General features: G+C 72.2%; 18 protein-coding genes. 16 read left to right on the top strand and 2 right to left on the bottom strand.

Features of this window, described 5'->3' with window-relative positions; genetic code table 11:
* Positions 1 to 28 precede the first annotated feature (28 nt).
* The 8 genes from ABZ990_RS03500 (at position 29) to ABZ990_RS03465 (ending at position 10,091) form a co-directional block, all read left to right on the top strand.
* Positions 29 to 1,543: a gamma-aminobutyraldehyde dehydrogenase gene (locus tag ABZ990_RS03500; RefSeq protein ID WP_361224597.1), complete on the top strand. Its 1,515-nt coding sequence runs from the start codon at positions 29 to 31 to the stop codon at positions 1,541 to 1,543.
* A gap of 46 nt (positions 1,544 to 1,589) precedes the next feature.
* Positions 1,590 to 2,837, top strand: a complete 1,248-nt coding sequence (locus ABZ990_RS03495) for a spermidine/putrescine ABC transporter substrate-binding protein (protein WP_361224594.1) — start codon at positions 1,590 to 1,592, stop codon at positions 2,835 to 2,837.
* 49 nt (positions 2,838 to 2,886) lie between these two features.
* Positions 2,887 to 4,035 carry an ABC transporter ATP-binding protein gene (locus ABZ990_RS03490; RefSeq protein WP_361224591.1) on the top strand — a complete coding sequence of 383 codons (1,149 nt, stop codon included), beginning with the start codon at positions 2,887 to 2,889 and terminating at the stop codon, positions 4,033 to 4,035.
* A gap of 65 nt (positions 4,036 to 4,100) precedes the next feature.
* On the top strand, positions 4,101 to 4,982 hold the full coding sequence (locus ABZ990_RS03485) for an ABC transporter permease (RefSeq protein WP_361225057.1): 882 nt from the start codon (positions 4,101 to 4,103) through the stop codon (positions 4,980 to 4,982).
* Positions 4,982 to 5,785, top strand: coding sequence for an ABC transporter permease (locus ABZ990_RS03480; protein WP_361224588.1), 804 nt, complete (start codon positions 4,982 to 4,984; stop codon positions 5,783 to 5,785). Before ABZ990_RS03485 ends, ABZ990_RS03480 begins: the two co-directional genes overlap by 1 nt.
* A gap of 81 nt (positions 5,786 to 5,866) precedes the next feature.
* Positions 5,867 to 7,345, top strand: a complete 1,479-nt coding sequence (locus tag ABZ990_RS03475; protein WP_361224585.1) for an FAD-dependent oxidoreductase — start codon at positions 5,867 to 5,869, stop codon at positions 7,343 to 7,345.
* Between the two features lie 133 nt (positions 7,346 to 7,478).
* Positions 7,479 to 7,973: a hypothetical protein gene (locus tag ABZ990_RS03470; protein ID WP_361224582.1), complete on the top strand. Its 495-nt coding sequence runs from the start codon at positions 7,479 to 7,481 to the stop codon at positions 7,971 to 7,973.
* 312 nt (positions 7,974 to 8,285) lie between these two features.
* Positions 8,286 to 10,091, top strand: a complete 1,806-nt coding sequence (locus tag ABZ990_RS03465; RefSeq protein WP_361224579.1) for a glycoside hydrolase family 18 protein — start codon at positions 8,286 to 8,288, stop codon at positions 10,089 to 10,091.
* 70 nt (positions 10,092 to 10,161) lie between these two features.
* Here ABZ990_RS03465 and ABZ990_RS03460 read toward each other — a convergent pair whose 3' ends face one another.
* On the bottom strand, positions 10,162 to 10,926 hold the full coding sequence (locus ABZ990_RS03460) for a phosphatase PAP2 family protein (protein ID WP_361224576.1): 765 nt from the start codon (positions 10,924 to 10,926) through the stop codon (positions 10,162 to 10,164).
* 185 nt (positions 10,927 to 11,111) lie between these two features.
* Positions 11,112 to 12,446: a 4-aminobutyrate--2-oxoglutarate transaminase gene (gene gabT, locus ABZ990_RS03455; protein WP_361224573.1), complete on the bottom strand. Its 1,335-nt coding sequence runs from the start codon at positions 12,444 to 12,446 to the stop codon at positions 11,112 to 11,114.
* A gap of 760 nt (positions 12,447 to 13,206) precedes the next feature.
* On the opposite strand from gabT, the gene ABZ990_RS03450 reads away from it, so the two are divergent.
* From ABZ990_RS03450 to ABZ990_RS03415, 8 genes are all read left to right on the top strand, one after another.
* The gene (locus tag ABZ990_RS03450) at positions 13,207 to 15,414 is read left to right on the top strand and encodes an ATP/GTP-binding protein (RefSeq protein WP_361224570.1); all 2,208 of its coding nucleotides are present in this window, start codon (positions 13,207 to 13,209) and stop codon (positions 15,412 to 15,414) included.
* A gap of 231 nt (positions 15,415 to 15,645) precedes the next feature.
* Complete coding sequence (locus ABZ990_RS03445; RefSeq protein ID WP_361224567.1) at positions 15,646 to 17,358, top strand: PucR family transcriptional regulator; 1,713 nt, start codon at positions 15,646 to 15,648, stop codon at positions 17,356 to 17,358.
* A gap of 67 nt (positions 17,359 to 17,425) precedes the next feature.
* Entirely contained in the window at positions 17,426 to 18,487 is a 1,062-nt protein-coding gene (locus ABZ990_RS03440; RefSeq protein ID WP_361224565.1) for an EamA family transporter, read from the top strand.
* Positions 18,488 to 18,776: 289 nt separating this feature from the next.
* Positions 18,777 to 20,222, top strand: coding sequence for an aldehyde dehydrogenase family protein (locus tag ABZ990_RS03435; RefSeq protein ID WP_361225055.1), 1,446 nt, complete (start codon positions 18,777 to 18,779; stop codon positions 20,220 to 20,222).
* Between the two features lie 290 nt (positions 20,223 to 20,512).
* Entirely contained in the window at positions 20,513 to 20,962 is a 450-nt protein-coding gene (locus ABZ990_RS03430; RefSeq protein ID WP_361224562.1) for a hypothetical protein, read from the top strand.
* Between the two features lie 257 nt (positions 20,963 to 21,219).
* Complete coding sequence (locus tag ABZ990_RS03425; protein ID WP_361224559.1) at positions 21,220 to 23,151, top strand: acyl-CoA dehydrogenase family protein; 1,932 nt, start codon at positions 21,220 to 21,222, stop codon at positions 23,149 to 23,151.
* Between the two features lie 355 nt (positions 23,152 to 23,506).
* A complete protein-coding gene (gene dxr / locus ABZ990_RS03420; protein WP_361224556.1) occupies positions 23,507 to 24,757 on the top strand; it encodes a 1-deoxy-D-xylulose-5-phosphate reductoisomerase in 1,251 nt (416 codons plus the stop codon).
* Positions 24,754 to 26,058, top strand: a complete 1,305-nt coding sequence (locus tag ABZ990_RS03415) for a site-2 protease family protein (protein WP_361224553.1) — start codon at positions 24,754 to 24,756, stop codon at positions 26,056 to 26,058. The genes dxr and ABZ990_RS03415 overlap by 4 nt, the downstream gene beginning before the upstream one ends.
* Positions 26,059 to 26,150: the final 92 nt, after the last annotated feature.

The following is a 26,150-nucleotide window of genomic DNA, read 5'->3' as shown; positions in this document are numbered from 1 at the left end:
AATTCGAGCGGGAACAACGGAGAGCGCCATGGGCAACCGCTTCCAGATGTCGGACCACTTCACGGACGGCGCGCAGTACATCGGAGGACGGCTCCGTCCCGGCACCTCCGACGAGGACCACAGCGTCGTCGATCCGGCGACCGGCGAGAGCGTGTACACGTACCGCCTCGCCTCGACGGACGACGTGGACGACGCCGTCGCCAGTGCCCGCGAGGCCCTGCCCGGCTGGGCCGGCGCCACACCCGGCGAGCGGTCCGACGCGCTGCACCGGCTCGCCGGCGTACTCGCGGACCGGGCCGAGGACTTCGCCCGCGCCGAGTCGCTCCAGTGCGGCAAGCCGATCAGGCTGACGACCGAGTTCGACGTCCCCGGCACGGTGGACAACACGGCCTTCTTCGCGGGCGCCGCACGGCACCTCCAGGGCCAGTCCGCCGGCGAGTACTCCGGCGACCACACCTCCTACGTACGGCGCGAGCCGATCGGCGTGGTCGGCTCGATCGCGCCCTGGAACTACCCGCTGCAGATGGCCGCGTGGAAGATCCTCCCGGCCATCGCGGCCGGCAACACCATCGTCCTGAAGCCGGCCGAACTCACCCCGCTGACCTCGCTGATGTTCGCCCGGGCGGTGACCGACGCCGGGATCCCCGACGGTGTCGTCAACATCGTGACCGGCGCCGGGCGGGTCGCGGGCGAGCACCTGGTCGGCCACCCGGACGTCGCCATGACCTCGTTCACCGGCTCCACCGCCGTCGGCAAGCGGGTCGCCGAGATCGGCACCCGTACCGTCAAGCGGCTCCACCTCGAACTCGGCGGCAAGGCCCCGTTCGTGGTCTTCGACGACGCCGACCTGGAGGCCGCCGCGCACGGCGCCGTCGCCGCCTCGCTCATCAACAGCGGACAGGACTGCACCGCCGCCACCCGCGCCTACGTCCAGCGGCCGCTGTTCGACGCCTTCGTGGAGCGGGTCGCGGAGCTGATGGAGACGGTCCGCCTCGGCGACCCCGCCGACCCCGCCACCGATCTCGGCCCGCTGATCAGCCACGCCCAGCGCGACCGGGTGGCCGCCTTCGTGGACCGCGCCCGCGGCTACGCGACCGTGGTCACCGGCGGAACAACCCCTGGTGGAGAGCTCGAGAAGGGCGCATACTACCGCCCTACCCTGATCACCGGCGCCCCGCAGGACAGCGAGGTCGTGCAGTCGGAGATCTTCGGACCGGTCCTGGTGGCCCTGCCCTTCGACGGCGACGACGAGGGCATCCGGCTCGCCAACGACACCCCGTACGGCCTCGCCGCCTCCGCCTGGAGCCGCGACGTCTACCGGGCGAACAGGGCCACCCGTGAGATCAAGGCCGGCTGCGTTTGGGTCAACGACCACATCCCGATCATCAGTGAGATGCCCCATGGCGGCTACAAGTCCTCGGGCTTCGGAAAGGACATGTCGGCGTACTCCTTCGAGGAGTACACGCAGGTCAAGCACGTGATGTTCGACAACACCGCGGTGGCGGCCAAGGACTGGCACCGCACGATCTTCGGGGACCGATAGCAGATCGCCGCCCCCGGCGGCGACCCATCCCGAAAGGGCACAGCGCATGGAGCAGTACCAGTCCGACAGTCTGTCGGCCGCACAGCTCGCGGCGATACGGCGCACGCTGACCAGCGGTCGCGGCGCCCTCAGCCGTCGCTCGATGCTGCGCGCCGGCGGCGTCGGCGCGCTCACCGTCGGTGGTTTCGCGGCCCTGACCGGCTGCGGCATCCCGCCCGCCAAGCGCGAGGGCCAGGGGCCGGCCAGCACGGACTTCTCGGCCCAGGAGAAGACGGTGAACTTCTCCAACTGGACCGAGTACATGGACACCGGCGAGGACGGCCACTCCCGTCCGTCGCTCGCCGCGTTCGCCAAACGGACCGGCATCAAGGTCAAGTACACCGAGGACATCAACGACAACGTCGAGTTCTTCGGCAAGATCAAGCCGCAGCTCGCGGCCGGCCAGGACACCGGCCGCGACCTGATCAACGTCACCGACTGGCTGGCCGCCCGCATCATCCGCCTCGGCTGGGCGCAGAAGCTCGACGCGTCCAACCTGCCCCACGCGTTCGCGAACCTCTCGGCCCAGTTCCGCACCCCGGACTGGGACCCGGGCCGGTCCTACTCCTACCCCTGGACCGGTATCTCCACCATCATCGCCTACAACTCCAAGGCGACCGGCGGCCGGAAGGTCGACTCCGTCACCCAGCTGCTCGACGATCCCGCGCTCAAGGGCCGAGTCGGCTTCCTGACCGAGATGCGCGACACCGTCGGCATGACCCTGCTCGACATGGGCAAGGACCCGGCGAACTTCACCGACGCCGACTACGACGCCGCGATCGGCCGGCTCCAGAAGGCCGTCGACAAGAAGCAGATCCGCCGCTTCACCGGCAACGACTACACCTCCGACCTGGACAAGGGCGACATCGCCGCCTGCGTCGCCTGGGCCGGTGACGTCATCCAGCTCAAGGCCGACAACCCGGACATCAAGTACGCGATCCCGTCGGCGGGCTACATCACCTCCAGCGACAACCTGCTCATCCCCACGCAGGCCCGGCACAAGACCAACGCCGAGAAGCTCATGGACTACTACTACGAGCCGGCCGTCGCCGCGCGGCTGGCCGCGTACATCAACTTCGTGTGCCCCGTCGACGGCGTGAAGGACGAGCTGGCGAAAATCGACCCGGTCCTCGCCAATAATGTCCTGATCGTCCCCGACAAGGAGATGGCCCGGAAGTCCCACTCGTTCCGTTCGCTCAGCACGGCCGAGGAAACGGCGTACGAGGAGAAGTTCGCCAAGCTCATCGGTGCCTGACCGGCGTCCGCCCTCCCCCGTCCTTACGCACACCCCCGGGACCCACCCCATGACTGACAAGAACTCCGGCGGCGATGTCCGTCTTCGCGGCATCAGCAAGACCTACGGCTCCTTCACCGCCGTCCACCCGCTCGACCTGACCGTGCCGCAGGGCTCGTTCTTCGCCCTGCTCGGCGCGTCCGGCTGCGGCAAGACGACCACGCTGCGCATGATCGCCGGCCTGGAGGACCCGACCACGGGCACCATCTCGCTCGGCGACCGCGACGTCACCGACCTCCCCCCGTACAAGCGGCCGGTGAACACCGTCTTCCAGTCCTACGCGCTCTTCCCGCACATGGACATCCAGGAGAACATCGCGTTCGGCCTGCGCCGCCGCGGCGTCAAGTCGGTGAAGAAGCAGGTCGACGAGATGCTGGAACTCGTCCAGCTCGGCGACAAGGCCCGGCACAAGCCGCACCAGCTCTCCGGTGGCCAGCAGCAGCGCGTCGCCGTCGCCCGCGCGCTCATCAACCACCCCCAGGTGCTGCTCCTCGACGAGCCGCTCGGCGCGCTCGACCTCAAGCTGCGCCGCCAGATGCAGCTGGAGCTCAAGCGCATCCAGACCGACGTCGGCATCACCTTCGTGCACGTCACCCACGACCAGGAGGAGGCCATGACCATGGCCGACCAGGTCGCGGTCATGAACGGCGGCCGGGTCGAGCAGCTCGGCGCGCCCGCCGACCTGTACGAGAACCCGAGGACCACCTTCGTCGCCAACTTCCTCGGCACCTCCAACCTCATCGAGGCCGAGGTCGCCGAGACCGGCTCCGCCATCGTCGTCACCGCCGGCGGCGGCAAGCTGAAGGTGCCCGGAGACCGCTGTACCACCGCCGTCCGCGCGGGCGGGAAGCTGCTGGTGGGCGTACGGCCCGAGAAGATATCCCTGGCGCACGCCGACGACGCGGGCACCATCGCCGACGGCCGCAACCGGGTCGCCGGACGGATCGTGGACTCCTCCTTCATCGGCGTCTCCACCCAGTACGTGGTGGACTCCCCGGCCGGTGCGGGTCTGCAGGTGTACGAGCAGAACATCGAGCGCGACGGCCGCCTCGTGCCCGGCGCCGAGGTCGTCCTGCACTGGAACCCGGCGCACACCTTCGGCCTCGACGCCGACCAGGACATCGACGCGGGCGTGGAGACGGTGGAGGACGCCTCGTGAGTTCCTCCACCCTCGTCCGGGAAGGACAGCCGGCGGCGGAGCGGGGGCCGGCGGAGCAGACTCCGGTGCTTCGCAAGCCCTCCACCCGCAAGCGGCTCGTCCCGTACTGGCTGCTGCTGCCCGGCATCATCTGGCTGGTCGTCTTCTTCGCGCTGCCGATGGTCTACCAGGCCTCGACCTCGGTCCAGACCGGCTCCCTGGAGAAGGGTTTCGAGGTCACCTGGCACTTCCAGACCTACTGGGAGGCCTTCAGGGAGTACTGGCCGCAGTTCCTGAGCTCGCTGCTGTACGCGGGCACCGCGACGCTGCTGTGCCTGCTGCTCGGCTACCCGCTGGCGTACATGATCGCCTTCAAGGCCGGCCGCTGGCGCAACCTCGTCCTCGTCCTCGTCATCGCCCCGTTCTTCACCAGCTTCCTCATCCGGACGCTGGCCTGGAAGACGATCCTCGCCGACGGCGGCGCGGTCGTCGGCGCCCTCGACGCGCTGCACGTCCTCGACGTCACCAGCTGGCTCGGCTGGACCGAGGGCCACCGGGTGCTCGCCACCCCGATGGCCGTGGTCTGCGGTCTCACGTACAACTTCCTGCCGTTCATGATCCTGCCGCTCTACACCTCGCTGGAGCGCATCGACGGCCGGCTCCACGAAGCCGCCCAGGACCTGTACGCCTCGCCCGTGACCACCTTCCGCACGGTGACGTTCCCGCTGTCCATGCCGGGCGTCGTCTCCGGCACGCTGCTCACCTTCATCCCGGCGAGCGGCGACTACGTCAACGCCGAACTCCTCGGCTCCACCGACACCAAGATGGTCGGCAACGTGATCCAGTCGCAGTTCCTGCGCGTCCTGGACTACCCGACGGCCGCCGCCCTGTCGTTCATCCTCATGGCGATCGTGCTGCTCATGGTCACCGTCTACATCCGCCGAGCGGGAACGGAGGACCTGGTCTGATGCCGACGATGCGTTGGATTCGACGGAACCTTGTCGTCATCGCGGGCCTGCTCACGCTCGCGTACATGATCCTGCCGAACGTCGTGGTCATGGTGTTCTCGTTCAACAAACCGAACGGGCGCTTCAACTACGCGTGGCAGAAGTTCTCCCTGGACGCCTGGAAGGACCCCTGCGGCGTCGCCGACATGTGCGGCTCGCTGTCGCTGTCCCTCCAGATCGCGGCCTGGGCCACCCTCGGCGCGACCGTCCTCGGCACGATGATCTCGTTCGCGCTGGTCCGCTACCGCTTCCGGGCGCGCGGCGCGATCAACTCGCTGATCTTCCTGCCGATGGCGATGCCCGAGGTCGTCATGGCCGCCTCGCTGCTCACCCTGTTCCTCAACATGGGCGCCCAGCTGGGCTTCTGGACGATCCTCATCGCCCACATCATGTTCTGTCTGTCGTTCGTCGTGACGGCGGTCAAGGCGCGGGTGATGTCCATGGACCCGCGTCTTGAAGAGGCCGCGGGCGATCTCTACGCGGGGCCGGTGCAGACCTTCCTGCGGGTCACGCTGCCGATCGCGGCCCCCGGCATCGCGGCCGGCGCGCTGCTCGCCTTCGCCCTGTCGTTCGACGACTTCATCATCACCAACTTCAACGCGGGCTCCACCGTGACCTTCCCCATGTTCGTCTGGGGCTCGGCACAGCGCGGAACCCCCGTTCAGATCAACGTCATCGGTACGGCGATGTTCGTCATCGCGGTGCTGGTGGTCGTGGCCGGTCAGATCATCACGAACCGGCGCAAGAAAACAGCAACCGCCTGACCGGTCGGCCGCCGCTCCCCGTCCGCACCGGGCGGCGGGCGGCGGCCGGCAGCCGGTCAGGCCACGAAGGAGTTGGAAACCATGGCCCCAGTCGCCATGCGTCTCGCTGCACAATCTCTCTCCGACGCCCAGCCCGTCCCCTTCTGGCTGGAAGACCCCGGCAAGCCCGCGGCGCTGCCCGCCCTCACCGGCACCGAGCGCTGCGATCTGCTCGTCGTCGGCGGCGGCTACAGCGGCCTGTGGACCGCGCTGCGCGCCAAGGAGCGCGACCCTTCCCGGGATGTCGTACTCATCGAAGGCCGCGAGGTGGGCTGGGCCGCCTCGGGCCGCAACGGCGGCTTCTGCGCCGCCTCCCTCACCCACGGCCTGGGCAACGGCCTGGCCCGCTGGCCGCACGAGCTCGCGGAACTGGAGCGGCTCGGCACCGAGAACCTCGACGCGATCGAGGCGACCGTCGCCCGCTACGGCATGGACTGCGACTTCGAGCGCACCGGCGAGATCGACATCGCCACCGAGCCCTACCAGCTCGACGAACTGCACGAGATGTACGAGGAGGCCGAGCGGCTCGGTCTCGCCGACGGCCTGGAGCTGATGGACCGCGACGCGCTGCGCGCCGAGGTCGACTCGCCGACCTTCCAGGGCGGTCTGTGGGACCGGCGCGGGGTCGCGATGCTGCACCCGGCGAAGCTGGTCTGGGGCCTCAAGCAGGCCTGCCTCGACCTGGGCGTACGGATCTTCGAGAACACCCCGGGGCTCGACCTCGTCCCGGCGGGCAGTGGCAGTGGCGGCGGTAGCGGCAGTGGTGGCGGTAGCGGCAGTGGTGGCGCGGGGGGCGGGATGGCCGTCCGCACGCCGTACGGGCGGGTCGCCGCCCGGCGGGTCGCGCTCGGCACCAACGTCTTCCCGTCGCTGGTCAAGCGGATGCGGCCGTTCACCGTCCCGGTCTACGACTACGCGCTGACGACCGAGCCGCTGAGCGCCGAGCAGCTGGCCTCGATCGGCGGCTGGCGCCGCCGGCAGGGCCTCGGCGACAGCGCCAACCAGTTCCACTACTTCCGGATCACCGCCGACAACCGCATCCTGTGGGGCGGTTACGACGCGATCTACCCCTTCGGCGGCAAGGTCTCCGCCGAGATGGACCACCGCCCCGAGACGTATCTGAAGCTGGCCGGACACTTCTTCACCTGCTTCCCGCAGCTGGAGGGCCTGCGCTTCAGCCACGCCTGGGGCGGCGCGATCGACACCTGCTCGCGCTTCTCGGCCTTCTTCGGCACCGCGCACCACGGCAAGGTCGCGTACGCGGCCGGCTACACCGGCCTCGGCGTCGGCGCCTCCCGCTTCGGCGCGGACGTGATGCTCGACCTGCTGGCGGGGGAGTCGACCGAGCGCACCCGGCTCGACATGGTCCGCTCCAAGCCGCTGCCCTTCCCGCCGGAGCCGATCGCATGGGCGGGCATCGGGCTGACCAAGTGGTCGCTGGCCCGGGCCGACGAGAACGGCGGCCGGCGGAACCTGTGGCTGAAGACCCTGGACCGGATGGGCCTGGGCTTCGACAGCTGATCCACCGCTTTTTGCGAGATGTGACACAGGTCACATCTCGTAGGGGCTGAACCCGCGTCATAGCCGGGGGACGGTCTCCTCTCTCCGTGTGGGCCCCGCACCAGGCGGGCCCACACGGAGAGGAGAACACCGGATGACTGCCATGGAGGTCCGGAGCGCGGTGGAGTGGCTGGCATCGGCCGCGCCCGACCCCGACGCCTGCCGTTTCGAATGGGAGCGCAACCCGCACGGGGTCGCCCTGCTGCCCGCCGGACGCCAGTGGGACGTGCTGATCCTGCCCGCCGCGCTCGGGCGCCCCACCCTGGAGATCCTGACCCGGCTCGCCGGCCGGCCGGGCCCGGTCCTCGCCGATTTCGGCGACGCCCGGATCGGCTTCTTCGTCCCACCGGGCACCGCCGACCACTGGCTGGGCACGGGGGTGCGCTGCGCGGGCGCCGGGACCTGGATCGTCGTCCCCTACCCGGGGCGGATGGCGGGCGGGGTGCGCTGGGTGATCCCCCCGGACGCCGCGGGCACGCTCAACGACGCCATGCTGCTGGAACTCGCGATGCACGAGGCGGCGGTACTGCGGCGGGGGAGCGGCGGGGCGGCGGAAGAAGGGGCGGGAGGAGGTGGGGGCGAGGAGTGAGAGGCCGGCCCTGACCGCGGGCCGGGTGCGCTGACTCCCGTATCGCGTATCCCGTACCTCGTTCCCGTGCCTCGTATCGCGGGCCCGCGCATCCGTACCCCCGTACCCCCGTACCCCGTACCCCGCGCCTCGTGTGCCCGTACCTCCGTATCCCCCCCGTATCCCCGTGCCCCTGTGCTCCCCGTATCCCCGTGTGTCCCCGCTTCTCGTCTTCAAGGTGTTCAGAGGTCTTGACCACCTGATTGGTCTGGACCATGCTGTGGCGCGCTCCACCACCTCGAATCCCCCATCCCCGGATCCCCGGAGGCAGTCGTGGATCGCAGCAGACCCCTCACCCTCGCCCTGGCGGGCCTCCTCGCCGCCGGCGGACTCGTGGCGCTCACCCCCGTGGCCCACGCCGCCGACACCGAAATCGCCCGCAACGGCGGCTTCGAGTCCGGTCTGGACGGCTGGAGCTGTACGGCGGGCAGCGGAGCCGCCGTCACCTCCCCCGTGCACAGCGGCACCCGGGCCCTCCAGGCGACCCCGGCCGGCAGCGACAACGCCCGCTGCTCCCAGACCGTCGCGGTGCGCCCCGGCGCCACGTACACCCTCAGCGGCTGGGTGCGCGGCGGCTACGTCTACCTCGGCGCCTCCGGCACCGGCACGACCGACGTCTCCACCTGGACCCAGTCCGCCCCCGACTGGCAGCGGCTCGCCACCACCTTCACCACCGGGGCCACGACCACCTCGGTGACGATCTACACCCACGGCTGGTACGGCACCGGCGCCTACCAGGCCGACGACCTGTCCCTCATCGGCCCCGGCGGCGACCCCGTCCAACCGCCCGCGGCCCCCACCGGTCTCACCGCCGGCTCCGCGACCGCCACCACGATCACGCTCGGCTGGCCCGCCGTCCCCGGCGCCACCTCGTACCGGATCCAGCAGGGCGCCACCGCCGTCGCGACCGTCACCGGCACCTCGTACACCGCCACCGGCCTTGCCCCCGGCACCGCCTACACCTTCCGGGTCACGGCCCTCAACAGCGCGGGCGAGTCCGCTCCCTCCACCCCGGTGACCGCCACCACCACCTCCTCGGGCGGCGGCACCCCCGGCGGCGGACTCCCCGCCCACGCCCTCGTCGGCTACCTCCACGCGAGCTTCGCCAACGGCTCCGGCTACACCCGGATGGCCGACGTCCCCGACTCCTGGGACGTCATCGACCTGGCCTTCGGCGAACCCACCTCGGCGACCTCCGGCGACATCCGCTTCAGCCTCTGCCCGGTCGCCGAGTGCCCGAACGTCGAATCACCTGCCGAGTTCAAGGCCGCCGTCAAGGCCAAGCAGGCGGCCGGCAAGAAGGTCCTCATCTCCATCGGCGGCCAGAACGGACAGGTCCAGCTGACCACGGCCGCCGCCCGCGACACCTTCGTCTCCTCCGTATCGAAGATCATCGACGAGTACGGCCTCGACGGCCTCGACATCGACTTCGAGGGCCACTCGCTGTCGCTCCAGACCGGCGACACCGACTTCCGCAACCCCACGACCCCGGTCGTCGTCAACCTGATCCAGGCCGTGAAGACCCTCAAGGCCAAGTACGGCCCCGGCTTCGTCCTCACCATGGCCCCGGAGACCTTCTTCGTACAGCTCGGCTACCAGTACTACGGATCCGGCCCCTGGGGCGGTCAGGACCCGCGCGCCGGCGCCTACCTCCCGGTCGTCCACGCGCTGCGCGACGACCTCACCCTGCTGCACGTCCAGGACTACAACTCGGGCTCCGTCATGGGCCTCGACAACCAGTACCACTCCATGGGCGGCGCGGACTTCCACATCGCCATGACCGACATGCTGCTCACCGGCTTCCCGGTGGCCGGCGACGCCGACCGCTTCTTCCCGCCGCTGCGCCCCGACCAGGTCGCCATCGGCCTGCCCGCCTCCACCCAGGCGGGCAACGGCCACACCGCCCCGGCCGAGGTGACGAAGGCCCTCGACTGCCTCACGAAGAAGACCGGCTGCGGTTCCTACCAGACCCACGGCACCTGGCCCGCGCTGCGCGGCCTGATGACCTGGTCGATCAACTGGGACCGCTACAACCAGTGGGCGTTCAGGGACAACTTCGCCGCGTATCGGTGGAGCTGACGGCCTGAGGGGTGACGGGGGTGGGGCGGGCCGGGGCGGCGGGTTCCCTGCCCCCGCCACCCGGCTCCGGTCACCCGGCTCCCGTCATCCGCCGCCCGGCCCCGGGTCCGGTGTGGCGGGCGGCCAGGACCGGCCAGCGCAGCAGCGGGAGGCAGAGGGCCACGGAGGCGAGGACGTCCAGCGGCCAGTGGTAGCCGCGCAGGACCAGACCCGCGGCCGTGACCGTGGTCAGCAGGATCGCCAGGGGCAGCAGGCGGCGCGAGACCAGGAGGGCCGCGCTCGTGTAGGCGACCATCGCCGTGGCCGTGTGGCCGGACGGGAAGTAGCCGTGGGCCCAGGGCTCCAGCGGGCCCGGGCGGGCCGCCCAGTCCTTCAGCGGGACGATCAGGAGCGGTACGGCCGCCATGGCCAGGCCCGCGTACAGGGCGGCGGCGCGGCGCCCGCGCCAGACCGCGTACGCCATCGCGCACACCAGCACGGGCAGCGCGACCACCAGATTGCCGAGGTCCGACGCGGCCCCGGACAGCCCGCGCGGGACGGTGTCCACGAGCATGCCGGACAGTCGCTCGTCGAGCCGGAGGAGGGGGCCGCGGACCAGGACCTGCCAGGTGGCGGCGGCGAGGACGACCAGCGCCCAGAAGACAGCCGACCGCCCCGGAACAGGGGGGGTGGTTCCGGGGCGGTCGACCTGACCGGGCTGCCGCGCGCCCCGGGGGGTGTGGGGCGAGCGGGCATCCGATCGGTGAGGAGTTCCGGAGCCCAGGGCTCCAGCGGTGTGCGCGAAGGCACGGTGTGGGCGGGGCTGGGGAGGCTCCGCCCGGGGTGTTTCTCTCATCTGCGAAAACCGTACGGCACGAAAAGGGGGACCGACAGCCGGAATCTCATTCCGCCATCGGCCCCCCACAGCTTCTTCACACGGCCCTTCGGGCGACCTTCCGGACGACCTCTCGGGCGACCTTCCGGGCGGTCCTTCCGGCGGTCCTTCCGGCGGTCCTTCGGACGGCCGGTTCAGGCGCGCCGTCAGATCCGGGCGAGGGCGCCCTCGATGATGTCCAGACCCTCGTTGAGCAGGTCCTCGCCGATGACCAGCGGCGGCAGGAAGCGCAGCACGTTGCCGTAGGTGCCACAGGTCAGGACGAGCAGACCCTCGGCGTGGCAGGCCTTGGCCAGCGCGGCGGCCTCGGCGGCGGCCGGCTCCTTGGTCGCCGGGTCCTTGACCAGCTCGATGGCGATCATCGCGCCGCGGCCGCGGATGTCACCGATGAGCGGGAACTTCTCCTGCATCGCGGTCAGGCGGCCCTTCATGACCTCCTCGATGCGCTTGGCCTTGCCGTTGAGGTCGAGCTCCTTCATGGTCTCGATGGCGCCCAGCGCACCGGCGCAGGCGACCGGGTTGCCGCCGTACGTGCCGCCCAGGCCACCGCCGTGCACGGAGTCCATGATCTCGGCGCGGCCGGTCACGGCGGCGAGCGGCAGACCGCCCGCGATGCCCTTGGCGGTGGTGATGAGGTCCGGGACGATGCCCTCGTCCTCACAGGCGAACCACTGGCCGGTCCGGCAGAAGCCGGCCTGGATCTCGTCCGCGACGAAGACGATGCCGTTGTCGTTGGCGAACTTCACGATCGCCGGGAGGAAGCCCTTGGCCGGCTCGATGAAGCCACCCTCGCCGAGGACCGGCTCGATGATGATCGCGGCGACGTTGTCGGCGCCGATCTGCTTGGTGATCTGGTCGATGGCCTGGGCGGCGGCCTCGGGGCCGGCGTTCTCAGGCCCGGTGGGCCAGCGGTAGCCGTAGGCCACCGGCACGCGGTAGACCTCGGGCGCGAACGGGCCGAAGCCCTGCTTGTACGGCATGTTCTTCGCCGTCAGCGCCATGGTGAGGTTGGTACGGCCGTGGTAGCCGTGGTCGAAGACGACGACGGCCTGGCGCTTGGTGTACGAACGGGCGATCTTGACCGCGTTCTCGACGGCCTCGGCACCCGAGTTGAACAGCGCCGACTTCTTGGCGTGGTCACCCGGCGTCAGCTCGGCCAGCGCCTCGCAGACCGCGACGTAGCTCTCGTACGGCGTCACCATGAAGCAGGTGTGCGTGAAGTCCTGGAGCTGCGCGGAGGCGCGGCGCACGACGGCCTCGGCGGAGGCGCCGACGGAGGTCACGGCGATGCCGGAACCGAAGTCGATCAGACGGTTGCCGTCGACGTCCTCGATGATGCCGCCACCGGCCCGCGCGGTGAACACCGGCAGCGTGGAGCCCACGCCACCGGCGACCGTGTCGAGGCGGCGGGCCTGAAGCTCCTGCGACTTCGGGCCGGGGATGGCGGTGACGACGCGCCGCTCCTGCGGGACAGCGTTCATGCGGGGCTCCTGGGGGTGTTCTGGACGCACTTGCGGGTTTCCTCCGCAGGCTAGGCGTGGGGGAGGGGGCGGGGCATGCGCCGATCGGGAGTGGTGGCGGGGGGTTCCTTGTCCGTGGTGGACATGACGGGGGCGGGTGGCGGCCGGGGGAGCGGGGTCCGGGGCCGGCCGGGGAATCGGTGCGGGATCGGCCGTACGGGTGGGCGAAACCCTTCCGGAGCTGCCCGCGCCCACTAGATTTGACGCCGGCACAGTTGCGGAGACCTGGCTGGTCAGGGGGCAGGGGTTCATGGAGAGCGACGGCACGTACGAGACGAGCGACACCCGGGGGGCCGGGCTGCCGCGCCCGTCGGCACCGCCCCCGCCGGACCGGGTGCCCCCCGCCCCGGCCCTCCCGCCGACGGCCCCGGCCGCCCCGCCCGCCGTTCCGGCCGCGGCCGCGCCTCCCGTGCCCGGGTACGCGCCGGGTGTCGGGGGCGGGGTGGCCGGGGCGAGGGGCCCGGGCGGTGCGGGTGGCTCGGGTGGCTCGGGTGGCCCGGGTGGTGCGGGTTTCGGGGGCGGCGCGGGTGCTGCGGGCGGCGAGGCCAAGGCCGTACCCGCCCCGCCCGGCGCGCCCCCGACCACGGCCCCGCCCCGCTCGGCCGTCGCCGAGTGGATGGACGCCCCGCGACCGGCGGTGGGGCCGGGGGTGTGGCGGTTCCGGTACGTGGCGCCGGAGGCGGCCGGGCGTGACCGTGTGCCCCCCGTCACGGTCATCGGCATGCTGATCCCCCTGGTGATCGCCCTGCTCCTGTGGGCCGCCTGGCGGCACGAGGTCTTTCCGTACAAGATCCAGCTGCTGTGGGTGCTGACCCCCAGGGACTGGTGGTACCCGGGCACGACGGTCCCGGTGGACGGCAACTGGCACGGCAACGCGGCCCGCAACCTGTACGACAGTGTGTTTCTCGTCGGGATCGTGTGCGCCGCCGGCTTCTTCGGGTCCTGGGGCAAGATCAGCCGCCACTACCTCGACCGGTTCAGCTCGCCAGTCCGTGCGCTTCTCGCGGGCGGCATGGCCCTGGTCGCCCTCGCCTTCGTCTGGCCCGAGGCACTCGGCCTCGGCTGGGATCCGCTGCCCCTCGCGGCCGCCGTGCTCTCCGCCGTCGCCCTCCTCACCGGCGGATTCGAGGTGTTCTCCTCGCCGTTCGTCGTCTACACCCTGTACGCGCTGATCACCGCCCTCGTCGTCTGGCCCTTCGCCCGCGTCGGCGACTGGAAGGGCCTGTGGCTGGCCCGCCGCGCCCGGCAGAACCCGCCCGCCCCCGTCCCCACCGGCCCGAAGGCCCCGCCGTCGCAGTGGCCCGAGCTCCGGGAGGCGGGCGAGTACCCGGCGGCCGACCGGCTCGTCGCCGAGGTGGCCGGCGGGCGGATGAACGACGTCGACGTCGCACGGGTCCGCCGGGCCTGGAACGGCACCGCCCGGGACGGGGTGGGCCGGGCCGCGCTCGTCGGCGCGCTGCTCCGCGAGGGGGCCGGGGCCGCCGCGCACCCCTCCGGCGACCGCGATCTGCCCGCCCGTACCGCCGAGCACGATCTGTTCCTGGGCCAGGTCCGGATCGGCCGGTACGCACCCGCCGAACGCGCCCCCGCCCCGTACGTGGGTGCCGGACTCGCCCTCGGCCCCGCGCTCCTCGGTACCTCGCTGCTCGCCGTCGGCCCCTCCGGCTCCGGCAAGACCCGCGCCCTCGTCGCGCCGGTCGTCGAGTCCCTCACCCTCCAGGCGCTCACCGGCGGCTGCGCCGTCGTCGCCGTCGGCGAGGCGGGCGCGCCGCTCGGGCCGGACGCCGCGTACGACGTCGTCATCCGGCTCGGCGACCCGGCCTCCCCGCACGACCTGGACCTGTACGCCGGGGCCACCGACCCCGACGAGGCCGCCGTCCTGCTCGCCGAGGGACTCGTCGGCGACCTGGAGGGACTGGAGACCCGGCGCGCCGCGACCGTGCTCGCCCAGCTCATCGGCCCCTACCGGGCCGCGTACGGGCGCTTCCCCACCGTGCCGGTGCTGCGCGAACTGCTGGAAGCCGGCCCCGGAACCCTTCAGACCCTGCTCGATCTGCTGCCGCAGGACCGGAGCGCCACGGCCATGCGCCGCGAGCTGGAGTCACGGCTCCGGCAGGCCGGCACCGCCGGGGACCCCGGTCCCGTGCTCGCCGACCGGCTCGCGACCCTCGACCGGCCCGTCTTCGCCGAGTTCTTCGGCGGCGGAGGCGGCACCGGCTCGGGCACGGGGAGCGGCACCGGCAAGGGCGCGGGTGACGAGCGAGGCTTCTCGCTGCGCGCCGTCGTCCGCCACCCCATCCGGGTGCGGATCAGCCTGCCGGAAGGCGCCCACGAGGAAGCGTCACGGCTGCTCAACCGGCTGATCCTGGCCCAGTTCCAGTCCGTCGTCAGGGACCGGGACCGGCAGGGACAGGGCGCGGGGCGCGGGCACTTCGCCTGCCTCGTGCTCGACGACGCGGCCGGTGCGCTCACCCAGGGGACCGTCCGGGCCCTTCAGCGGCTGCGCCCGCAGAACGCCGGTGTCGTGCTCGCCCTGCGCACCCTCGCCGAGGTGCCGGAGGCGCTGCGCGGGCCGCTGCTCGCGGTGGTCGGCTGCCGGATGGCCTTCGCCGGCATCCCCACCTGGGACGGCCGGGCCTTCGCCGACACCTGGGGCACCGAACGGTTCGAGAAGACCGAGGTCGCCCACCACACCGTCTTCGCCGATCAGCCGATGACCCGCTTCGTCCACTTCCTGCGCAAGAAGGTGACGGGCAAGGCGGTCACCACCGAGGCGGTCACCGTCCGCGAGGTCGAGCGCGAGCGCTGGTCCGCGTCCGATCTCGCGCACACGGTCCCGCCCGGCCACGCCGTCCTGTCGCTCACGGATGTACGGGGAGAACACACCCCGCCGCTCCTCGTCGACCTCCGGCGGGGCGGCGGAGCCTGACCCCGCCCCTGCCCCCGTTTCCGAAGCGCCCACCCCGTCTTCCGTGGCGCCCGTCCCCTTCCTTTCCCGAAGCGCCCGCCCTCCCCGTTCTCCGGACCGCCCGTCGTCACGGCCGACCTGCGACGATGCGTACGAAACGGGCGCGGGCTGGCACAATCGAGGGGGACGCGCCGGCCTTCCCGGCGGCGTGCTCCGACCCCTCCCTCCCGGTCCCACGATCGACGGTTCACGATGCCGCCCACCCTCGCCTCGCTCGTCCAGCACCCGGCGCTCAAACTCACCGTCCGCGCCGGTGAGGACCGCCTCGACACCCCCGTGCGCTGGGCGCACGTCAGCGAGCTCACCGACCCCGTCCCGTACATGGAGGGCGGCGAGCTGCTGCTCACCACCGCCCTCACCCTCGACGCCGAGGACCCCGAGGCGATGCGGCGCTATGTGCGGCGGCTGCTCGCCGCCGGTGTCGTCGGTCTCGGCTTCGCGGTCGGCGTCACCTACGAGGACATTCCGGCGGCGCTGGTCGACGCGGCCCGCGAGGAGCACCTGCCGCTGCTCGCGGTGCCCCGGCCGACCCCCTTCCTCGCCATCAGCAAGGCCGTCTCGGCGGCCATCGCCGCCGAGCAGTACCGGTCGGTGACGGCGGGCTTCGAGGTGCAGCGCGAGCTGACCCGGGCGGCGCTCGCCGAGGGCCCGGACGGCGTCGTCGCCCGGCTCGCCGCGCATGTCGACGGCTGGGTCGCGCTGTACGACACCTCCGGCACCGTCCTGGCCGTCGCACCCGAGTGGGCCGCGCGCCGGGCGGCCCGGCTCGCCCCCGACGTCGAGCGGTTCCGCGAACGGTCCGCGCCCGCCAGCACCGTCGTCGGCGGCGGCGAGGACGAGGAGGAGGGCACGGACCGGGTCGAACTCCAGTCGCTGGGCACCGGCCGCCGGGTACGCGGGGCGCTCGCGGTCGGCACGGGCGCCCCGCTGGGCACGGCCGAGCGGTACGCGGTGCACTCCGCCATCGCCCTGCTGACGTTGACGACCGAGCGGTCCCGTTCCCTCCAGGCTGCCGAACACCGGCTGGGCGCGGCCGTCCTGCGGATGCTGCTCGACGGACAGACCGGCCACGCCACGACGGCGGCCGGGGATCTGTACGGCGGGCTGCTCGACGCGCCGTACCGGCTGCTCATCGCCGAACCGGCGACGGCGACGGCCTCCGAGACGGGCCCGGTGGCAGGAACGCCGACCGGGGCGGGGATCGGGACAGGCGTAGCGACCGGGACAGGGACCGGGACCGGGGCGATCGGGGTGTCGACGGGGCCGGCGGTGGTGCGCGCGAGCGGCGAGGCGCCGCTCGCCGAACTCGGCGATGCCCTGGAATCCGCGGCCGCCCGGGCTGGCGAGTCCGTCCTGGCCGTACTGACCGAGCCCGAGGGCCCGGCGGGCGCCGGCCGGCTGGTGGTCCTGGCGGGCGACGGGGGAGCGGTGGTCACGGCGTGCGAACGGTACGCGGGGCGCGAGTCGGAGGAGACCGGACTGGTCCTCGGACTGTCCGCCCCGGCCGGCGCCGCCACGGCTGCCGCCGCCTACAAGCAGGCCGAACAGGCGCTCTCGGTGGCCCGGCGGCGCGGCCGGACGCTCGTCGAACACGAGGAGGTCGCGGCGGGCTCGGTGCTGCCACTGCTGGCCGACGAGGCCGTCCGCGCGTTCGCGGACGGACTGCTGCGCGCGCTGTACGCGCACGACGCCACCGGCCGGGGCGACCTCGTCGCCTCGCTGCGCGCCTGGCTGTCCCGGCACGGTCAGTGGGACGCCGCCGCCGCCGATCTCGGCGTCCACCGGCACACCCTGCGCTACCGGATGCGGCGCGTGGAGGAGATCCTGGGCCGCTCGCTCGACGATCCGGATGTCCGGATGGAGCTGTGGCTGGCTCTGAAGGCCACCGACGGCGGTCGCGAGTAGCGTATTTCTGCCCGATCCCGGGCAGAAATCCTGGTCAGGAGGCTCCTGGCTCCATAACCTCCGGGGCATGACAAGCCCTGCCTCCGACCCCGCGCCCTCCGTTTCCCCCCGCTCCTCCTCGCCGCCCGCCGAGTCCCCATCGGCTCAGGGACCCACCCCGGGACCCACCCCGGGAACCCTTCCGGGGGCCGAACCGCGGTCCGTTCCGGCTGCCGTACCGGCTGCCGCACCGGGGGCCGCCCGCCGGATCCCCGCCGCCGTCTGGGTGGCGCTCGGCATCGTCTACGTGGTGTGGGGATCCACGTACCTCGGGATCCGGGTCGTGGTCGAGACCCTGCCCCCGTTCCTGTCCGCCGGGGCGCGGTTCGTCGTGGCGGGTCTGATCCTCGCGGCGATCATCGCCTGGCGGCAGGGGCCCGCCGCCCTCAAGGTGAGCCCGCGAGAACTGGCCTCGGCGGCCGTCGTCGGCCTGATGCTGCTCCTCGGCGGCAACGCGCTCATCGTGCTCGCCGAGACCTCCGTGCCCTCCGGCCTCGCCGCGCTGCTCGTCGCCATCGTGCCCGCCTGGGTCGTCGTGCTCAAAGCGCTCACCGGGCAGCGGCCGACCCTCGGAGCGCTCGCGGGCGTCCTGCTCGGACTCGCCGGACTCGCGGTGCTCACCCTGCCCGGTCTCAGCGGCGAGGTGCACGCCGGCGGCATCGCCCTGGTCGTCATGGGCACCCTGCTCTGGTCGCTCGGCTCCTTCGCTTCGTCCCGGATCCCGATGCCCGCGAACCCCTTCACCGCCAGCGTGTACGAGATGCTGGCCGGCGGTCTCGCGGGCCTCGGCGTCGGCCTGCTGCGCGGCGAACACCACGGCCTGGACCTCGCGGCCGTCTCCACCCGGTCCTGGGTGGGCCTCGCCTACCTCATCGTGTTCGGCTCGCTCGTCGCCTTCACCGCGTACGCCTGGCTGCTCCAGTCCGCACCGCTCTCGCTCGTCGCGACCTACGCCTACGTCAACCCCATCGTCGCCGTCACCCTCGGCGCGCTGCTCCTCGACGAGGCCCTGACCTGGTCGATCGTTCTCGGCGGTCTGATCGTCGTGGCCGGGGTGTGCCTGATCGTCTCGACGGAACGACGGAGGTGAGCGGCTGCGGCTGAGGGTCCGGGTGCGGGCGGCGCGGGGCGTACGACGGACGTACGAAGGCGAGCGAGCGTCGGCACGAGCCGCCGCCCCCATCGACCGACCGTCCCGCCGATCCCGGCCCTCGCCCTTCCTTCCCGCCAAAGCGGCCAGGATCCCCGCACCCACCACTCCACACCGGACAAGCGTTCATGAGCCTGCTTCGTCCTAACGTGTCACGAGAGCGAGTGCGCGCGTGCCTGAGCGCGGGCTCCTCGACCCCATCACCCCCAACGGAAAGGGCCGGGACGCGATGACGACCACCCACGGCTTCTGGATCGCCGGCCGCGAGGCCACCGGCGAGACGACCTTCGACGTCACGAACTCGTACGACGGACGTCTGGTCGGCACCGTCTCCGTGCCCACCGAGGCCCAGGTCGAGGAAGCCGTCGCCGCCGCGCACGCCGTCGTCGACGAGTTCGCCGCCACCCCGGCGCACGTCCGCTCCGCCGCCCTCGACCACGTCGCCAAGCGGCTCGCCGAGCGCACCGAGGAACTGGCCCAGCTGATCTCCGCCGAGAACGGCAAGCCGATCAAGTGGGCGCGCGGCGAGATCGGCCGTGCCGTGTCCGTGTTCCGGTTCGCCTCCGAGGAGGCCCGCCGCTGGAACGGCGGCGAGGTCCAGCGCCTCGACACCGAGGCCAGCGGCGCCGGCCGGCTCGCGCTGGTCCGCCGTATCCCCCGGGGTGTCGTCCTCGGCATCGCGCCGTTCAACTTCCCGCTGAACCTCGCCGCGCACAAGGTCGCCCCGGCCATCGCCGTCGGCGCGCCGATCGTCCTCAAGCCGGCCCCGGCCACCCCGATCTCCTCCCTGATCCTGGGCGAGATCCTGGCCGAGACCGACCTGCCGGCCGGCTCCTGGTCGATCCTGACCGTGCCGAACGACCGGATGCCCGCCCTCGTCCAGGACGAGCGGCTGCCTGTCATCTCCTTCACCGGCTCGGACAAGGTCGGCTATGCCATCCAGCAGTCCGTGCCGCACAAGCACTGCACGCTGGAGCTCGGCGGCAACGCCGCCGCCGTCGTGCTGCCCGACTGGTCCTCCGAGGCCGACCTGGACTGGGCCGCCACCCGCATGGCGACCTTCTCCAACTACCAGGGCGGCCAGTCCTGCATCTCCGTGCAGCGCGTGATCGTGGACGGCTCCGTCCACGACCGTCTGCTGCCGAAGCTCGTCGCCGCCGTCGAGGCCCAGGTCACCGGCGACCCGGCGGACGACGCCACCGATGTCGGCCCGCTCGTCGACGAGGCCGCCGCCCGCCGTGTCGAGTCCTGGGTGGACGAGGCCGTCGCGGCCGGCGCGACGCTGCTCACCGGCGGCAAGCGCGACGGCGCGACGTACGCCCCGACCGTCCTCACCGACCTCCCGGCCGATGTCACCCTCGCCCGCTGCGAGGTCTTCGGCCCGGTCCTGACCGTCACCAAGGTCGACGGCGAGGCCGAGGCGTTCGCCCTGGTCAACGACTCGGACTTCGGCCTCCAGGCGGGCGTCTTCACGCACGACATCCAGGCCGCCTTCCGCGCCCACCGCACCCTCGAGGTCGGCGGTGTGATCATCGGCGACGTCCCCTCCTACCGCGCCGACCAGATGCCGTACGGCGGCGCCAAGCGCTCCGGCGTCGGCCGTGAGGGCGTCCGTTACGCGATGGACGACTACACGTACGAGCGTTCGCTGGTCATGACGGGCCTCGCCCTCTAGAGGCGAGCCACCCGCTCGCGTCGCACGGTCCACGCCGCGCGACGCGCGCCCCAAGAACTCCCGTACGGCGACACGCGCGCCGCACGGGCGGGAGAGAACGACGGCCGGAGCCCACTGTGCGGGGGCTCCGGCCGTCGGCCGTATCCGGCGGACGGCGGACGGTGGACGGTGGGAACGACGGCGCTACGGTGTCGATACGCCCGCACCGGGTGGGCCCGCACCGGGTACGCCCGCACCCGGTGCGCCGCCTCCCCGCGCTTCGCCGTCCCTCCCACCCCCGGACAGGTCGCATGCCCTACCGCATAGTCGTCACGGACCACCTTCCCGCCCGGCTGGAAGGGACCTTCAGCCCCTGGGCCGTCGAGTACGGGCACAGCAAGGTCCTGCTGCGCGGGTTCCTCGCCCGCGACGACGAGAGGCCGCCCCGCGTCTTCGACGTGCTCTTCCAGGACGTCTCCCGGATCTCGCTCTCCGACTACTACCGCGACGGCCTCGGCCTGGCGGACGCCGGCCCGGACGCCCTGCGTGCCGAGGGGCGGAGGATCGGGCGCGCCTGGTCGCCGGGGGACCGCCTCTTCAGGCTCTCCGCCGGCCATCCGTACGACTACGTGGTCGCGGGGTACGTGTTCTGGGCCGAGGTGCTCGTCCCCGCGACCGCCCCGAGCCCGCTGATGCAGGAATCGCCCCCGCCGGGCGCGGTCGAGGGCGGTGCGATCTTCCGGCTGCGGACGCCCCGGTAGGCGAACGACGACGGCGCCGCCGCCGGCGGCAGGCGGACCGTTTCCGTACCTGCGACCAGACCCGCGACCAGACCCGCGACCAGACCTGCGATCAGACCCGCGTCCGGACCCGCGTCCGGACCCGCGTCCGGACCCGCGTCCGGACCCGAGGCCCGTTCCAGCGTCGGCTGTCCGCTTTCCGGAAACGGATATTTCGGGTACGACGGACAGGGAGCCACCAGGCTCCACGCCCCGACGAGCGGCGAGGTGAGCCCCTCATGTCCGCACCCACCCAGCGGTCGCCCAAGGTCACCGAACGCGAGGCCCGGCAGGTCGCCGAGGCGGCCCGCCAGCAGGACTGGCACAAGCCGAGCTTCGCCAAGGAACTCTTCCTCGGCCGGTTCCGCCTCGACCTCATCCATCCGCACCCGCTGCCCGCCGACGAGGACGTCCGGCGCGGCGAGGCGTTCCTGGCCAAGCTGCGGGCCTTCTGCGAGAGCGGCGGAGTCGACGGCCTGCGGATCGAACGCGAGGCGCGGATCCCCGACGAGACGATCGACGGACTGCGCGCGCTCGGCGCCTTCGGGATGAAGATCGACCCGAAGTACGGCGGCCTCGGCCTCACCCAGCTGTACTACAACCGGGCCCTCGCCCTCGTCGGTTCGCTCAGCCCGGCGCTCGGCGCGCTGCTCTCCGCGCATCAGTCGATCGGCGTACCGCAGCCGCTGAAACTGTTCGGCAGCCGGGAACAGAAGGACACCTTCCTGCCCCGGCTGGCGCGCGGCGCGATCTCCGCGTTCCTGCTCACCGAGCCCGACGTCGGCTCGGACCCGGCCCGGCTCGCGACGACCGCCGTCCCCGACGGCGACGACGCGTACCTCCTCGACGGCGTCAAGCTGTGGACCACCAACGGCGTGATCGCCGAACTCCTCGTCGTCATGGCCCGCGTCCCCGCCTCCGAGGGCCACCGCGGCGGCATCACCGCGTTCGTCGTCGAGGCGGACTCGCCCGGCATCACCGTCGAACAGCGCAACGCCTTCATGGGCCTGCGCGGTCTGGAGAACGGCGTCACCCGCTTCCACCGGGTCCGCGTCCCCGCCGCACACCGCATCGGCCCCGAGGGCTCCGGCCTCAAGATCGCGCTGACCACGCTCAACACCGGCCGGCTCTCGCTGCCCGCGTCCTGCGCGGGCGCCGGGAAGTGGTGTCTGAAGATCGCCCGCGAGTGGGCGGCGGAACGCGAGCAGTGGGGCAAGCCCGTCGCCCGCCACGAGGCCGTCGGCACCAAGATCTCGTTCATCGCGGCGACCGCGTTCGCCCTGGAGGCCGTGGTCGACCTCGCCTCCCAAATGGCCGACGAGGACCGCAACGACATCCGGATCGAGGCGGCGCTCGCCAAGCTGTACGGCTCCGAGATGGCCTGGCGCATCGCCGACGAACTGGTCCAGATCCGCGGCGGCCGGGGCTACGAGACCGCCGATTCGCTCGCCGCCCGCGGCGAACGCGCCGTCCCCGCCGAACAGCTCCTGCGCGATCTGCGCATCAACCGGATCTTCGAGGGCTCCACCGAGATCATGCACCTGCTGATCGCCCGCGAGGCCGTCGACGCCCACCTCGCCGTCGCCGGCGACATCATCGACCCCGACAAGGCCCTCGCCGACAAGGCGAGGGCGGGAGTACGGGCCGGCGGCTTCTACGCCCGCTGGCTGCCGAAGCTCGTCGCCGGGCAGGGACAGCTCCCCGGGGCGTACGCGGAGTTCGGCGACCTCGCGACCCATCTGCGGTACGTCGAACGCACGTCCCGCAAACTCGCCCGAGCCACCTTCTACGCCATGTCGCGCTGGCAGGGCCGGATGGAACTCAAACAAGCCTTCCTGGGCCGGATCGTCGACATCGGCGCCGAACTCTTCGCGATGAGCGCCGTCTGCGTACGGGCCGAACTCCTGCGCACCACCGGCGACCACGGCCGCCCGGCGCACCGGCTCGCGGACGTCTTCTGCCGCCAGGCCCGGCTGCGTACCGACGAACTCTTCGGACGGTTGTGGGCCAACACCGACGACCTGGACCGCAAGGTCGTCGACGGTGTCCTGGCCGGTGCGTACACCTGGCTGGAGGAGGGCGTCCTCGACCCCAGCGACGACGGCCCCTGGATCGCCGACACCACCCCCGGCCCGTCGGCCCGGCCCGACGTCCACCGCACCATCGGCTGAGGCGCGGCCGGCCGGCCGGCCGGTGCGCCCACGGCACAGGAGCCGCTCGCGCGCCACGCGCGCGTACGAGGCCCGTGGATGTACGGGGCCCACGCGCGCGTGGCCCTCGCCCCGGCTGGTCCGGCCACCCCGGCTGGTCCGGTCGCCCCTGCCGGCCTCGCCGCCCCGGCCGCACGTTCGACGGCCCCGCCCGCGTGCGTCCGCGTACGTCCACGTACGTCCGTGTCCAGCCGGTCTTCCCCACTCTTCCCGCTCTTCCCGCTCTTCCCGTTCTTCCCGGGCTTCTCCGGCGTTTTCGGCGCGATCCGGCGGACCCTGTGAAGAGGGCACAGGCTTTGCGGCAACAATGGGGGGCATGAGCGATCGCCCCTCTCCTCTCGCCGACCCCCACACCGCCTTCGACATCTCCGAAGGACGCCGGGACATCGTCGTGCTCGGCTCGACCGGTTCCGTCGGCACCCAGGCCGTCGACCTGGTCCTGCGCAACCCGGACCGGTTCCGGGTCACCGCCCTCGCCGCCTCCGGCAGCCGGATCGGGCTGCTCGCCGAGCAGGCGCACCGGCTGCGGGCCGGCACGGTCGCGGTCGCCCGGGAGGAGGCCGTCGAGGAACTGCGTACGGCCCTGAAGGCGCGGTACGGCTCCGAGCCGCTGCCCGAGATCCTGGCCGGCCCGGACGCCGCCACCCAGGTCGCCGCGTCGCCCTGCCACACCGTGCTCAACGGCATCACCGGCTCCATCGGACTCGCGCCCACGCTCGCCGCCCTGGAGGCCGGCCGCACCCTGGCGCTCGCCAACAAGGAGTCGCTGATCGTCGGCGGCCCGCTGGTCAAGGCGCTCGCCAAGCCCGGCCAGATCATCCCGGTCGACTCCGAGCACGCCGCGCTCTTCCAGGCGCTCGCCGCCGGCAGCCGCCACGACGTCCGCAAGCTCGTCGTCACCGCCTCCGGCGGCCCCTTCCGCGGCCGGACCCGCGACCAGCTCGCGGGCGTCACCCGCGAGGAGGCGCTGGCCCACCCGACGTGGGCGATGGGCCCCGTCATCACGATCAACAGCGCGACGCTCGTGAACAAGGGCCTGGAGGTCATCGAGGCCCACCTGCTCTACGACATCCCCTTCGACCGCATCGAGGTCGTCGTCCACCCCCAGTCGTACGTGCACTCCATGGTCGAGTTCACCGACGGCTCCACGCTCGCCCAGGCCACCCCGCCGGACATGCGCGGCCCCATCGCCATCGGCATCGGCTGGCCCGAGCGGATCCCGGACGCCGCCCCGGCCTTCGACTGGTCGACCGCCTCCACCTGGGAGTTCTTCCCCCTCGACAACGAGGCCTTCCCCTCCGTGAACCTCGCCCGCCACGTCGGCGGGCTCGGCGGCACCGCGCCCGCCGTCTTCAACGCCGCCAACGAGGAGTGCGTGGACGCCTTCCTCCACGGCGACCTGCCGTTCCACGCGATCATGGACACCGTCACCGCGGTCGTCGGCGAACACGGCGACCCCGGCCGGGGAACTTCCCTCACCGTGCCGGACGTCCTGGAAGCGGAGACCTGGGCACGGGCCCGGGCCCGGGAACTCGCGGCGAAGGCAATCGCGGAGGCGCGCGCATGACGGTATTCCTGTACGTGCTGGGTCTGGTGCTGTTCGCGCTGGGCCTGCTCGTCTCCATCGCCTGGCACGAACTGGGCCACCTCTCCACGGCCAAGCTCTTCGGCATCCGCGTACCGCAGTACATGGTCGGCTTCGGGCCCACCATCTGGTCGCGGAAGAAGGGCGAGACGGAGTACGGCTTCAAGGCCATCCCGGCCGGCGGCTACATCCGCATGATCGGCATGTTCCCGCCCGGCAAGGACGGCCGGATCGAGGCCCGCTCGACCTCGCCCTGGCGCTCCATGATCGAGGACGCCCGCGAGGCGTCCTTCGAGGAACTCGAACCCGGCGACGAGGACCGGCTCTTCTACACGCGCAAGCCGTGGAAGCGCGTCATCGTCATGTTCGCCGGGCCGTTCATGAACCTCGTGCTCGCCGTCGTGCTGTTCTTCGGCAGCGCCATGGCCATCGGCTTCGAGACCCAGACCACCAAGGTCGCCGGCGTCACCAACTGCGTCATCGACCAGAGCGAGAAGCGCGACGCCTGCAAGACGGGCGACCGCCCCTCGCCCGCGAAGGCGGCCGGCCTGCTCAAGGGCGACCGGATCGTCGCCTTCCAGGGCGAACGCGTCTCCGACTGGAACACGCTCTCCGACCGCATCCGCGCCACCACCGGCCCCGCCAGCCTCACCGTCGAGCGCGGCGGCAAGGAACTGACGCTCAAGGCGACCCTCCTGGAGAACCGGGTCCTCAAGAAGGACGCCGACGGAAACGTCGTCCAGCCCCTCCAGTACGTCTCCGCCGGCTACCTCGGCTTCGAATCCGGCCGCGAAGTCGTCCCGCTGACTTTCGGCCAGTCCGCCGACCGGATGTCCCAGCAGCTCCAGGCCGGCGTCGAATCCGTCCTCGCCCTGCCCGGCAAGATCCCCGCCCTGTGGGACGCCGCCTTCGGCGACGGCGAACGCAAGCAGGACTCGCCCGTCGGCGTCGTCGGCGCCGCCCGCATCAGCGGCGAACTGATGACCGTGGACGCGCCGCCCCAGACGATCCTCGTCTGGTTCATGAACCTGCTGGTCATGTTCAACGTGTCGCTGTTCCTGTTCAACATGCTCCCGCTGCTCCCGCTCGACGGCGGCCACATCGCCGGCGCCCTGTGGGAATCGGTCCGCCGCCACGCCGCACGGATCTTCAAGCGCCCCGACCCGGGCCCCTTCGACGTCGCCAAGCTGATGCCCATCGCGTACGTCGTCGCCGGAGTCTTCGTCTGCTTCACCCTGCTCGTCCTCGTCGCCGACGTCGTCAACCCGGTGAAACTCACCTGACGACCGAGTGACGACGGTGGCCGGAACCCGTGGGGTGTCCGGCCACCGTCCGTAAGGGCGGTAACCTCGAATACCTCGAACCACCTGAGCCG

The sequence above is a fragment of the Streptomyces sp. NPDC046203 genome, from assembly GCF_040646255.1.
In the GTDB taxonomy this organism is placed as follows: Bacteria; Actinomycetota; Actinomycetes; order Streptomycetales; family Streptomycetaceae; genus Streptomyces.
This window is presented reverse-complemented; position numbering and strand designations above follow the sequence as displayed.

What these genes read in the sequence shown, in the direction of transcription:
- ABZ990_RS03480 (WP_361224588.1), top strand. Translation starts at nt 4,982, where the DNA reads ATGCCGACGATGCGTTGGATTCGACGGAACCTTGTCGTCATCGCGGGC.
- ABZ990_RS03460 (WP_361224576.1), bottom strand. Translation starts at nt 10,926, where the DNA reads ATGAGAGAAACACCCCGGGCGGAGCCTCCCCAGCCCCGCCCACACCGT.
- gabT (WP_361224573.1), bottom strand. Translation starts at nt 12,446, where the DNA reads ATGAACGCTGTCCCGCAGGAGCGGCGCGTCGTCACCGCCATCCCCGGC.
- ABZ990_RS03435 (WP_361225055.1), top strand. Translation starts at nt 18,777, where the DNA reads ATGACGACCACCCACGGCTTCTGGATCGCCGGCCGCGAGGCCACCGGC.
- ABZ990_RS03490 (WP_361224591.1), top strand. Translation starts at nt 2,887, where the DNA reads ATGACTGACAAGAACTCCGGCGGCGATGTCCGTCTTCGCGGCATCAGC.
- ABZ990_RS03500 (WP_361224597.1), top strand. Translation starts at nt 29, where the DNA reads ATGGGCAACCGCTTCCAGATGTCGGACCACTTCACGGACGGCGCGCAG.
- ABZ990_RS03425 (WP_361224559.1), top strand. Translation starts at nt 21,220, where the DNA reads ATGTCCGCACCCACCCAGCGGTCGCCCAAGGTCACCGAACGCGAGGCC.
- ABZ990_RS03440 (WP_361224565.1), top strand. Translation starts at nt 17,426, where the DNA reads ATGACAAGCCCTGCCTCCGACCCCGCGCCCTCCGTTTCCCCCCGCTCC.
- dxr (WP_361224556.1), top strand. Translation starts at nt 23,507, where the DNA reads ATGAGCGATCGCCCCTCTCCTCTCGCCGACCCCCACACCGCCTTCGAC.
- ABZ990_RS03470 (WP_361224582.1), top strand. Translation starts at nt 7,479, where the DNA reads ATGACTGCCATGGAGGTCCGGAGCGCGGTGGAGTGGCTGGCATCGGCC.
- ABZ990_RS03475 (WP_361224585.1), top strand. Translation starts at nt 5,867, where the DNA reads ATGGCCCCAGTCGCCATGCGTCTCGCTGCACAATCTCTCTCCGACGCC.
- ABZ990_RS03495 (WP_361224594.1), top strand. Translation starts at nt 1,590, where the DNA reads ATGGAGCAGTACCAGTCCGACAGTCTGTCGGCCGCACAGCTCGCGGCG.
- ABZ990_RS03430 (WP_361224562.1), top strand. Translation starts at nt 20,513, where the DNA reads ATGCCCTACCGCATAGTCGTCACGGACCACCTTCCCGCCCGGCTGGAA.
- ABZ990_RS03445 (WP_361224567.1), top strand. Translation starts at nt 15,646, where the DNA reads ATGCCGCCCACCCTCGCCTCGCTCGTCCAGCACCCGGCGCTCAAACTC.
- ABZ990_RS03450 (WP_361224570.1), top strand. Translation starts at nt 13,207, where the DNA reads ATGCTGATCCCCCTGGTGATCGCCCTGCTCCTGTGGGCCGCCTGGCGG.
- ABZ990_RS03415 (WP_361224553.1), top strand. Translation starts at nt 24,754, where the DNA reads ATGACGGTATTCCTGTACGTGCTGGGTCTGGTGCTGTTCGCGCTGGGC.